Raw genomic sequence first — 11419 nt, forward strand, 5'->3', positions numbered from 1 at the left:
CGGCAACACCCGGGCGGGGGCCGGGGTCAGAGCAGGGCAGGGATGATGTCGCCGTAGGCGGCCAGTGTGTCCTCGCGCTGGTCGTGCATGAGGTACAGCGCGAACTGGTCGACTCCGAGTTCGGCGAGTTCGGCCAGGCGGTCGATGTGCGCTCCCGGCGGGCCGACCAGGCAGAACCGGTCGACGATCTGGTCCGGCACGAACCCGGCGGAGGGGTTGCCCGCCCGGCCGTGATGGGCGTAGTCGTAGCCCTCCCGTTCGCGGATGTAGTCGGTCAGCTCGCGTGGCACCGGCCCCGAATCCCCGTAGCGGGTGACGAGGTCCGCCACGTGGTTGCCGACCATCCCGCCGAACCAGCGCAGTTGTTCACGCTGGTGCGGCAGGTCGTCGCCGACGTAGGCCGGGGCGGCCACGCAGATGCTGATGCCCGCCGGATCGCGGCCCGCCGCCCGTGCCGCCTGCTGCACGGTGCCGATCGTCCAGCGCGCGATCGCCGGATCCGCGCACTGGAGGATGAAACCGTCGGCTTGCTCGCCCGCGGTCCGCAGTGCCTTCGGCCCGTACCCGGCCATCCACATCTCCAGCCGCCCGTTGCGCACCCACGGGATGCGTACGGCGGTGTCGCCGTAGCGCACCTCCCGCCCCTCGGCCAGCTCCTTGATCACGTGCATGGCCTCGCGCACGGTGGCCAAAGTGGACGGTTGCCTGCCGACCACCCGGTGCGCCGAGTCCCCGCGCCCGATCCCGCACACCGTGCGGTTGCCGAACATGTCGTTCAGCGTGGCGAACAGCGAGGCCAGCACCGACCAGTCCCGGGTACCCGGGCTGGTCACCATCGGCCCCACCGTCATCGCCGAGGTCGCGGCGAGGATCTGGCTGTAGATGACGAACGGTTCCTGCCACAGCACACAGGAGTCGAACGTCCAGCCGTAACCGAAGCCGAGCGCCTCGGCCTCCTTCATCAACCGCACCACCTCCCAGGCCGGTGGGTCGGTCTGCAGGACAACCCCGAAATCCATCGGACCCCCTCACCCCAGGTACTGGCAGAGATCGCGGGACAGGAACCGGCCGCCGGAGCCGCCGGAGAACCCGGAGGGGGAGACGACGACCTTGCCCCGCGAGAGCACCGTCTCCACCTTCCCGGTGATCTCGAACCCTTCGTAGGCTGAGTAGTCCACGGCCATGTGGTGCGTCTCGGCGGACAGCGTCTGCCGCGCCGACGGGTCGTAGATCACGATGTCGGCGTCGGAACCCGGCGCGATCACCCCCTTGCGGGGGTAGAGGCCGAACATCCGGGCCGGGGTGGTCGAGCAGGCCTCGACCCAGCGGGCCAGGGAAAGCTTCCCGGCGACCACGCCCTGGTGCAGCAGGTCCATACGGTGCTCCACGCCCGGCATGCCGTTGGGGATTTTGGAGAAGTCGCCGGCGCCGAGTTCCTTCTGCTCCTTGAAGCAGAACGGGCAGTGGTCGGTCGACACCACCGACAGGTCGTTGGTGCGCAGTCCGCGCCACAGGTCCGCCTGGTGCTTCTTCTCCCGCAGCGGGGGAGAGGCCACGTACTTCGCCCCCTCGAATCCCGGCCTGGCGAGGTCCTCGATGGACAGGTAGAGGTACTGCGGGCAGGTTTCGGCGAACACGTTCTGACCCTCGTCGCGGGCCTGCGCCACGGCGGCCAGCGCCTCCGCCGCCGAGAGGTGCACTATGTACAGCGGCGCGCCGGTCACCCTGGCCAGTGTGATGGCACGCGAGGTCGCCTCTCCCTCCAAAGCGGACGGACGGGTCAGCCCGTGCTGCACGGGTTCGGTCCGGCCCGACGCCAGCGCCTGCGCCACCAGTTCGTCGATCGCGATGCCGTTCTCCGCGTGCATCATGATCGTCGCCCCGGTGTCGTTCGCCTTCCGCATGGCGCGCAGGATCTCGCCGTCGGTGGAGTAGAAGACGCCGGGATAGGCCATGAACATCTTGAAACTGGACACCCCGCGGTCGAGGCAGGTCTCCATCTCCTTCAGCGTGGTGTCGTTGACGTCGGAGACGATCATGTGGAAGCCGTAGTCGACGGCGCAGTTGCCGTCGGCCTTCCCGTGCCAGGCATCCAGTGTGGACAGCAGCGAGCCGCCCTTGGGCTGCACCGCGAAGTCGATGATGGTGGTGGTGCCGCCCCAGGCGGCCGCGGCGGTACCGGTGGCGAAGGTGTCCGCCGAGAAGGTGCCGCCGAAGGGCATCTCCATGTGGGTGTGCGCGTCGATCCCGCCCGGCAGCACGTACTTCCCGGCCGCATCGAGCACCTCGTCGGCCGCCATACCTGCGGCGGAGAACACCCCGGGGGCCGCCACCGCGGCGATCTTCTCGTCCTCCACCAGCACGTCCGCCGGGCTCGCGCCGCTGGCCGACAGCACCGTCCCGCCCTTGATCAGGGTTCGCACGAATTCCTCCTCACGGGGCCACGATCGAGTCGTAGGAGTCGGGGCGGCGGTCGCGGTAGAAGGCCCACAGGTCACGGACCTCGGCGAGCCTGCCCATGTCCAGATCCCGCACCACGACCTCGTCCTCGGTATCCGATGCGGCCTCGCCGACCAGTTCGCCGCGCGGGTCCACGAAATAGGTCTGGCCGTAGAAGTCGTTGTCGCCCAGTGGTTCCACGCCGACCCGGTTGATCGCGCCGACGTAGTACTCGTTGGCCACGGCGGCGGCGGGCTGCTCCAGCCGCCACAGGTACTGGGACAGGCCCCGGCTGGTCGCCGACGGGTTGAACACGATCTTCGCCCCGGCCAGGCCGAGCGCGCGCCAGCCCTCGGGGAAGTGCCGGTCGTAGCAGATGTAGACGCCGATCCGCCCGACCGCGGTGTCGAACACCGGGTAGCCGGTGTTGCCGGGACGGAAGTAGAACTTCTCCCAGAAGCCCTTCACCTGCGGGATGTGGTTCTTGCGGTACTTGCCGAGGTAGCTGCCGTCCGCGTCGATCACCGCCGCCGTGTTGTAGTAGACCCCGGGCTGCTCCTGCTCGTACATCGGGGCCACGATCACGATCCCGTGCCGCTGCGCCACCTCCTGCAGCAGTTTCGTGGTCGGCCCGTCCGGGATGCCCTCGGTGTAGGAGTAGTAGTCGGCGTCCTGCACCTGGCAGAAGTACGGGCCGTAGAACAGTTCCTGGAGGCAGACCACCTGCGCCCCCTGCGAGGCGGCCGAGGCGATCGCCGCGACCGCACCCGCGATCATCGACTCCTTGTCACCCGTCCATCGCTGCTGTACCAAGGCGGCCCTGACCACTTCGCTCACTGTTCTCCTCCTCGATTGCCGATTCCGCGGCGCGGCCCGGCAGGGCCAGCGCGAGATAGATGACGAAGCCGCCGACGAGCCCGGCCACCCAGCTGTAGTCGTAGACGGGCTTGAGGAACGGGATGAGCCCGTCCGCGGGGAAGGGCCCGGAGGACCCGGGCGCGGTGTAGGCGCCGCCGACCGCGAGCACCCCGCCGGCCACGGTGGCCACCAGGGCCTGCCAGCTCCACCCCGCGCGGAACCAGTAGCGGCCGCCCTCGGTGTACAGCCCGGCCAGGTCCAGCCTGCGGCGGCGCACCACCCAGTAGCCCGCGACCAGTACTCCGGCCACCGCGCCCAGGATCCCGCCGTAGAAGCCCAGCCAGGCGAAGATGTAGATGCCCGGATCGGAATACAGCTTCCACGGCTGGATCAGGACGCCGATCACGCCGGTGATCAGGCCGCCGACGGCGAAGGTGATGCGCCGGGGGAAGGCGTTGGAGAAGTCGTAGGAGGGGCTCACCACGTTCGCCGCCAGGTTGGCCGAGATGGTGGCCAGCACCAGCGCCACCAGCGCGACCACCACCAGCGCCGGGCTGGAGAACCGGTCCGCCAGCTGGGCCGGGTCCCAGATCGCCTCGCCGTAGAGCAGCACCCCGCCGGAGGTGGTCAGGATGGCCACGATCGCGATGAAGGTCATCGTGGTGGGCAGGCCCAGCAACTGGCCCCGCACCTGCTTGCGCTGGCTGCCCCCGAACCGGGTGAAGTCCGGCATGTTCAGCGACAGCGTCGACCAGAACGCGATCATCCCCATCAGCGAGGGGGCGAACACCTTCCAGAACGTGCCGCCCCAGCCGAGCCTGGCGGGTTCGGACAGGATCGGCCCGAGCCCGCCCGCCTTGACGAGCACGTAGGCGAGCAGGATCAGAAAGCCCACCGACACCAGCGGCGCGGTCCAGTTCTCGAAGCGCCGGACCGCCTCCATCCCCCGCCAGATGATGAGCATCTGGATCACCCAGAACACCGCGAAGGACAGCCACAGCGTCCACGGCTGCCCGCCGAGCTGGGCGGCGTGACGCCAGCCGCCGCCGACCAGCTTGCCGACGAGGATGTAGATCGCCTCCCCGCCGACCCAGGTCTGGATGCCGAACCAGCCGCAGGCGATGAACGCCCGCAGCAGCGCCGCGAAATTGGCGCCGCGCACTCCGTAGAAAGCCCGCGCGTAGACCGGGAACGGGATACCGTACTTCGTCCCGGCGTGGCTGTTGAGCAGCATCGGGACGAGCACGATGAGATTGCCGAGCGTGATCGTGATCAGCGCCTGCAGCCAGTTCATGCCCAGCGCGATGAGGGACGAAGCCAGGGCATACGACGGTATGTTGTGCGCCATGCCCATCCACAGGGCGAAATAGTTGTAGGTGGTCCAGGTCCGCTTTTCCACCGGGACCGGGGCGAGTTCGTCGTTGAAGAACCGGCTGCCGCGGATCGATGCGGTGTCGCTGAGATCCACCCGGCCGTCGGGGCGGACTGTCTGCGAGGGTGCCATTGCGGAATCGTGCGCGACGGCGCGGGACGACGGCATTGGCAGAGTGTTCACCGTTGCCCGCGTCGGAACGCATTCTGTTTGTTGCGTCCGGCGCGGGCCGGTGCTGTGCGGCCCGGTCGGCCGCTCATCGTAGCAATCCGTCAATAAGGCGGAAACATGGTCACGGTCAGAAATCGAAAACCTGGGCGGAGCGGACGGCGGCTTCGCAGCGGTTGGGATAGGTGTGGCTGTACTGGACGGGCCTGCCGCGCCAGTGCCCGGTGGCGGTGGCGGTCACCGGCTGCCAGATCATCGGGCACGGCTGGTCCTGGCCTGTCAGCCGGTCGAAGTCGCCGTCGGCGGCTTCGAGGGCTTGGCAGGCGCGGGCGGCGTGCGGATGGCTGCCGCCGTCGGGTTCGCAGCGCAGGGTCACCGTGGTCACCCGGCCGCCGGAGTCCTGGTTGCTGAAGGTGAGATCGCAGGCGCCGTGCGCCGGGGTTCCGGCCAGGGCGAGCATCGACGCGACTGCGGGTACCAACTGGGTCAGAGGCATACCGGGGGTATCGGTCGTTCCGGACTTTCCCCACACCCACACGACCGGGTGAAATCCCCTGGTGGTGCCCGTGCCGGGAGGGGGAGTCAGGGCAGTTCGCGGACGAGCAGGGCGACATAGAGGGACAGCAGGGATTCCGGCTCCTCCAGCGGGACGCCGAGCACCTTCTCGATGCGCGCGAGCTGCTGGTAGTAGGCGGTGCGGGAGGTGTGGGCGGCGGCCGCGGCGGCCGACTTGTTGCCGCCCTGTTCGCAGTAGTGCCGCAGGGCCTGCACCAGCCGGGTGCCCGAGGCCGCGTCGCGGGAGAGCAGCGGGCCCAGTTCGCGGGCGGCGAACGCCTGGACGCGTTCGTCCCCGGCCAGCAGGTGCAGCAGCCCGCGCAGCCGGAGGTCTTCGAGCCGGTGCACGAGCCGGTCGGTGCCGCGGTGCAGGGCGGCCGAGGCGACCTGGACGGCCTCGGCCAGCGTCCGGCGCGCGTCGGCCGGACTGTCCACAGTGGTCCCCGCGGCCAGTACCGCGGTCCGGCCGGGATGGACGGTGGTGGCGAGGCGGTCGAGCACCGCCTCGACGTTCGCCTTGGGGGACAGGGAAAGCAGCGCCTGGACGGTCAGCTCGTCGGACACCGCGACCAGGGCCGACACCTTCGCGCGCCGCGCCGCCAGCGAGACCGTCTCAGCGAGGTCCCGCAGGACCGGCGCGGCCGAGCCCGCCGGGCGCCGCGCCTCGGTCAGTCGCGGCCGGATCGCCACCCCGACCAGGCGGTGCCGGGTCAGCGGTACCCCCAGCGCCGAGGCGCGGGCCAGCAGTTCGGCCGACGGGGCCGGGGAGGCGGCCAGTTCGGCCAGCACCGCCCGATGCGCCTGCCGTTCCAGGCTGTCCGATTCCCGCGCGACCAGCCGGTGCACGGCCAGTGCCGAGGCGGCGCGCTCGATGACCACGACGTGCCGGTGCGGCGGCGGTTCCTCGGACACCACGACCAGTCGGCCCCAGTCGTGCCCGCGCGCACCCACCACGGTGACCAGCCAGCCGGCGTCGGCGTGGTAGCCGGTGCGCTCCCCGACGTGGACCAGCCGCGAGCGGGACAGCCAGCCCGAAAGCAGCTCGCCCGGGTCGGTGCCCGCCGCGTCGTAGGCGAGAACCTCGTGCGCCAGCGTTTCCAGCACCACCGGCAGCCCCGTCATCCTGGCCACCTCGCGCAGCACCGCCACCGGTTCGGCACCCGAAACGGTGAGTTCGGTGAACACCTGGTGCACCTGCTCGGCCGCCCGCAGCTCCGCCACCTGGGCGTCCACGATCAGCCCGTTGACGGTCTCGGTGACCGTCACGTACCTCGTCTCCCGGGACAGGGTGATCAGCGGGACGCCGTGGCGGGCGGCGGCCTCGACCAGCGCCGGGGGCAGTCCCTCGTTCCAGTGCCGCACCAGTTCCACCACGAGCCCGGCCACGCCGGCCTCGGCCAGCCCGTCCAGGTAGCGGGTCAGCGCCGCGGCGTCGTCGGGCAGCGCGATCCCCGTGGTGAGCACGAGTTCGCCGCCCTTGAGCAGATGCCCGATGTCGGCGACCTCCGCGACGTGCACCCAGCGCACGCGCGCGTCGAGCCCCTCGGCGCCGGCCACCACGCGCGGGCGGCCGTGGCGGACCACCGGTAGCGCGAGCACGTCGGCGACGGTCGGGTACATGCCAACAAACTGTACGGCCGGGCCGGGTAGTGCGTACACAATGCGTGTGGTGGCCGCCGGGCGGGGCACGGACACTCGGAAACCATGAGCGACGCTGAGCTGGTGGCACGCCACCGCGCGGTCCTGCCCCGCTGGATGGCCCTCTACTACCGGGAACCGATCGAGATCGTCCGCGCGAGCGGCAGGCACGTCACCGACGCCGACGGGAACACCTACCTCGACTTCTTCGCCGGGATCCTGACCAACGCCGTCGGCTACGACGTCGCGGAAATCTCCGACGCCGTCCGGGCCCAGCTCGACACCGGCGTCCTGCACACCTCGACCCTGTACCTGATCCGCAGCCAGGTCGAGCTGGCCGAGCGGATCGCCGCACTGTCCGGTATCGACGACGCCAAGGTGTTCTTCACCAACTCCGGCACCGAGGCCAACGAGACCGCGCTGATGCTCGCCACCCAGTACCGGCGCAGCAACCAGGTGCTGGCGATACGCAACTCCTACCACGGGCGGGCGTTCGCCACGGTCGGCATCACCGGCAACCGCGGCTGGTCGGCCAGTTCGCTGTCCCCGGTGAAGGTCAGCTACGTGCACGGCGGCTACCGCTACCGCGACGCCTTCTCCCGCCTGTCCGACGCCGACTACGTCAGGGCCTGCACCGACGATCTGCGCGACGTGCTGCAGACGACCACCTCCGGCGACGTGGCGGCGCTGATCGCCGAGCCGATCCAGGGCGTCGGCGGTTTCAACGTGCCGCCGGACGGGTTGTTCGCCTCCTTCAAGGAGGTGCTCGACGAGTACGGCATCCTGCTCATCTCCGACGAGGTGCAGACGGGCTGGGGCCGCACGGGCGAGCACTTCTGGGGGATCGGAGCGCACGGCGTCACCCCGGACGCGATGACCTTCGCCAAGGGACTCGGCAACGGGCTGGCCATCGGCGGGGTCGTGGCCCGCGCCGAGGTGATGGACTCGATCACCGCGAACTCGATCTCCACCTTCGGCGGCAACCCGGTCGCCACCGCGGGCGCGAAGGCCACTTTGGACTATCTGCTCGACCACGACCTGCAGGGCAACGCCGCCAAGCTCGGCAGCAGGCTGCTCGGCGGGCTGGCCGAGATCGGCGAGCGGAACGACATAGTCGGCGACGTGCGCGGCAAGGGCCTGATGATCGGGGTCGAGCTCGTGGAGTCCGGCGGTGACCGGCCCAGCCCGGACCACGCGGCCGCGGTGCTGGAGGAGACCAGGGCGCGCGGCCTGCTCGTCGGCAAGGGCGGGCTGTACAACAACGTCCTCCGCCTGGCGCCGCCGATGACCCTGACCGAGCAGGAGGCGGACGAGGCGCTGGCCATCCTCGGCGAGTCGATCGCGGTCGTACAGGAGGGCGCGTGAACGACACTGGCGGAGCCCCTGTTCGCGTGGCCCGACCGGGTGCGGGTGTCCCGCAGGACACAGGAGGGCGCGTGAACGACACTGGCGGAGCCCCTGTTCGCGTGGCCCGACCGGGTGCGGGTGTCCCGCAGGACACGGGAGGTGTGATGAGCAGGGACCGCATCAGCCACTGGATTGACGGCAAGGGCTGGGGCGGCCTCGCCGAGGAGACCGGCGAGGTGTTCGACCCCGCCACGGGGGAGGTCACCGCGCACGTGGACTTCGCGGGGCCCGCGCAGGTCGACGAGGCGGTCGCCGCGGCCGCCCGCGCCTTTCCCGCGTGGCGCGACACCTCACTGGCCGCGCGCAGCCGGGTGCTCTTCGCCTTCCGCGAGCTGCTGGCCGCCCGCAGGGACGAACTGGCGAAGATCATCACCGCCGAGCACGGCAAGGTGGAATCCGACGCGGCGGGCGAGGTGGCGCGCGCCATCGAGAACGTCGAGTACGCCTGCGGTGCGGCTCAGTTGCTCAAGGGCGGATACAGCGAGAACGCCTCCACCGGCGTCGACGTGTACTCGATCGCCCAGCCGCTCGGCGTGGTGGCGGTGATCTCGCCGTTCAACTTCCCGGCGATGGTGCCGCTGTGGTTCGCGCCCAACGCGATCGCGTGCGGCAACACCGTCGTGCTCAAGCCCAGTGAGAAGGACCCGTCGGCATCGCTGTTCATCGCCGGGCTCTTCGCCGAAGCCGGGCTGCCCGCCGGGGTGTTCAACGTGCTGCACGGCGGCAAGGTCGCGGTGGATGGGCTGCTCGCGCACCCCGCGGTCAAGGCGGTGTCGTTCGTCGGCTCCACCCCGATCGCGCGCTACGTCTACGAGACCGGCACCCGGCACGGCAAGCGCGTGCAGGCGCTGGGCGGCGCGAAGAACCACATGGTGGTGCTGCCCGACGCCGACCTCGACCTGGCCGCCGACGCCGCCGTGTCCGCCGGGTTCGGCTCGGCGGGGGAGCGGTGCATGGCGGTGTCGGTCGTGGTCGCGGTCGATCCGGTCGGCGACGAGCTGGTCGGCCGGATCGCCGAGCGGATGGGCAGGCTGAAGGTCGGGGACGGGCGCGATCCGGAGTCCGAGATGGGCCCGCTCGTCACCGCGGCGCACCGGCACCGGGTCGCGTCCTCTGTGGAGGCCGGTGCGGCGGCGGGCGCGGAGCTGGTGGTCGACGGGCGCGGCCTGCGCGTCACCGACGGCGGCTTCTGGCTCGGCCCCACGCTGTTCGACCGGGTCACCCCGGACATGCCGATCTACACCGACGAGATCTTCGGGCCGGTGCTGTGCGTGGTCAGGGTGGGGAGCTACGACGCCGCGCTGGAGCTGGTCAACGGCAACCGCTACGGCAACGGCACCGCGATCTTCACCCACGACGGGCGCGCCGCGCGGCGGTTCCAGAACGAGGTCGAGGTCGGCATGGTCGGGCTCAACGTGCCGATCCCGGTGCCGGTGAGCCACTACTCGTTCGGCGGCTGGAAGGACTCGCTGTTCGGCGACAGCCACGCCTACGGACCGGAGGGCTTCCACTTCTTCACCCGCCGCAAGGTCGTCACCTCCCGGTGGCCGGACCCCGCACAGGGCGGCGTCAACCTGGGCTTCCCCCGCAACACCTGACCCGTTGCCGTGAAGGGCCCCTTCACAGTCGTATCGGCCGTGAAGGGGCCCTTCACGGCCGTTGGGGGAGGGTGTGCGCAAGGTCGTGTTCCCGGCATCGCCGCTTCCGTAGACTTGACGTGGGGTAAACGTCGAACGCGGGAGGTGAGGTGTGGCCAGCTCCGAGGAGCGCCGCTTCGAAGTTCTGCGTGCCATCGTCGCGGACTACGTGTCCAACCATGAGCCGGTGGGGTCGAAGGCGATCGTGGACCGGCACAACCTGGGTGTGTCCAGCGCCACGATCCGCAACGACATGGCGGCGCTCGAGGAGGAGGGGTACATCACCCAGCCGCACACCAGCGCCGGCCGCATCCCGACCGACAAGGGCTACCGCCTCTTCGTCGACCACCTCGCCGACGTCAAGCCGCTGAGCGGCGCCGAGCGGCGGGCGATCATGAACTTCCTCGACGGCGCGATCGACCTCGACGACGTGCTGCGCCGGTCGGTGCGCCTGCTGGCCCAGCTGACCCGGCAGGTCGCGGTGATCCAGTACCCGACCATGAGCAGCGCCACGCTGCGTCACCTGGAGGTGGTGCCGCTCACCCCGGCCCGCCTGATGCTCGTGGTGATCACCGACTCCGGCCGCGTCGACCAGCGCACCATCGACCTCGGTGACGTGATCAGCGAGGAGAACGTCTACCGCATCCGGGACGTGCTCAACTCGACGCTGAGCGGCCGCAGGCTCACCGACGCCGCCGCACGGGTGGCCGACCTGCCCGACCAGGCCCCGGGTGAGCTGCGCGATGCGTTGATCCGGGTCTGCACGGTGCTGGTCGAACACCTCGTCGATCACCCGGAGGAACGCCTGGTCCTCGGCGGCACCGCCAACCTGACCCGCAACGTCGCCGACTTCCCCGGCTCGCTGCGCCAGGTGCTGGAGGCGCTCGAGGAGCAGGTGGTGGTGCTCAAGCTGCTCGCCGCGGCACGCAACCCCGGTGCGATCACGGTGCGTATCGGCGAGGAAAATGAGGACGAGCAGATGCGCAGTACCTCAGTGGTGTCGATCGGCTACGGGAGGGACGACGTGCTCCTCGGTGGCATGGGGATCGTCGGACCGACCCGGATGGACTATCCGGGCACGATCGCCGCGGTCCGCGCGGTGGCGAACTACGTGGGGCAGATTCTGGCCGGCAGCTAGCCGGCGAGCGGGCCTTTGCAGGAGGACATGAGAACGGTGGCCAGGGACTACTACGGCATTCTCGGGGTGCCCAAGAACGCGACCGATCAGGAGATCAAGCGCGCGTACCGGAAGCTGGCCAGGGAACTGCACCCGGGCGTCAACCCGTCCGAGGACGCCCAGCACAAGTTCGGCGAGGTCACCACCGCCTACGAGGTCCTCTCCGAC

At 70.3% G+C, this 11419-nt stretch carries 10 protein-coding genes; 4 read left to right on the plus strand and 6 right to left on the minus strand.

Annotated elements, in window-relative coordinates; genetic code table 11:
- Window positions 1-26: 26 nt before the first annotated feature.
- The 6 genes from FNH05_RS20970 to FNH05_RS20995 form a co-directional block, all read right to left on the minus strand.
- Window positions 27-1019, minus strand: a complete 993-nt coding sequence (locus FNH05_RS20970; RefSeq protein WP_144590413.1) for a TIGR03842 family LLM class F420-dependent oxidoreductase — start codon at window positions 1017-1019, stop codon at window positions 27-29.
- A gap of 9 nt (window positions 1020-1028) precedes the next feature.
- Window positions 1029-2423, minus strand: coding sequence for a dihydropyrimidinase (gene hydA, locus FNH05_RS20975; protein WP_144590414.1), 1395 nt, complete (start codon window positions 2421-2423; stop codon window positions 1029-1031).
- A 10-nt stretch (window positions 2424-2433) separates the two neighbouring features.
- Complete coding sequence (locus FNH05_RS20980; RefSeq protein ID WP_144590415.1) at window positions 2434-3276, minus strand: nitrilase-related carbon-nitrogen hydrolase; 843 nt, start codon at window positions 3274-3276, stop codon at window positions 2434-2436.
- Window positions 3227-4801 carry an NCS1 family nucleobase:cation symporter-1 gene (locus tag FNH05_RS20985; RefSeq protein ID WP_144590416.1) on the minus strand — a complete coding sequence of 525 codons (1575 nt, stop codon included), beginning with the start codon at window positions 4799-4801 and terminating at the stop codon, window positions 3227-3229. Before FNH05_RS20985 ends, FNH05_RS20980 begins: the two co-directional genes overlap by 50 nt.
- A 166-nt stretch (window positions 4802-4967) precedes the next feature.
- On the minus strand, window positions 4968-5333 hold the full coding sequence (locus tag FNH05_RS20990; RefSeq protein ID WP_144590417.1) for an SSI family serine proteinase inhibitor: 366 nt from the start codon (window positions 5331-5333) through the stop codon (window positions 4968-4970).
- An 86-nt stretch (window positions 5334-5419) separates the two neighbouring features.
- Window positions 5420-7012, minus strand: a complete 1593-nt coding sequence (locus FNH05_RS20995) for a PucR family transcriptional regulator (RefSeq protein WP_144590418.1) — start codon at window positions 7010-7012, stop codon at window positions 5420-5422.
- Between the two features lie 84 nt (window positions 7013-7096).
- On the opposite strand from FNH05_RS20995, the gene FNH05_RS21000 reads away from it, so the two are divergent.
- From FNH05_RS21000 to FNH05_RS21015, 4 genes are all read left to right on the plus strand, one after another.
- Window positions 7097-8395: an aspartate aminotransferase family protein gene (locus FNH05_RS21000; RefSeq protein WP_144590419.1), complete on the plus strand. Its 1299-nt coding sequence runs from the start codon at window positions 7097-7099 to the stop codon at window positions 8393-8395.
- Window positions 8396-8541: 146 nt separating this feature from the next.
- A complete protein-coding gene (locus FNH05_RS21005; RefSeq protein ID WP_144590420.1) occupies window positions 8542-10035 on the plus strand; it encodes a CoA-acylating methylmalonate-semialdehyde dehydrogenase in 1494 nt (497 codons plus the stop codon).
- A 151-nt stretch (window positions 10036-10186) separates the two neighbouring features.
- Window positions 10187-11212, plus strand: a complete 1026-nt coding sequence (gene hrcA, locus FNH05_RS21010; RefSeq protein WP_144590421.1) for a heat-inducible transcriptional repressor HrcA — start codon at window positions 10187-10189, stop codon at window positions 11210-11212.
- A gap of 36 nt (window positions 11213-11248) precedes the next feature.
- Window positions 11249-11419: DnaJ domain-containing protein (locus tag FNH05_RS21015; RefSeq protein WP_186382659.1), on the plus strand; the 171-nt coding region annotated here is incomplete at its 3' end.

This window comes from Amycolatopsis rhizosphaerae, assembly GCF_007713715.1.
GTDB classification, from domain to species: domain Bacteria; phylum Actinomycetota; class Actinomycetes; order Mycobacteriales; family Pseudonocardiaceae; genus Amycolatopsis_E; species Amycolatopsis_E rhizosphaerae.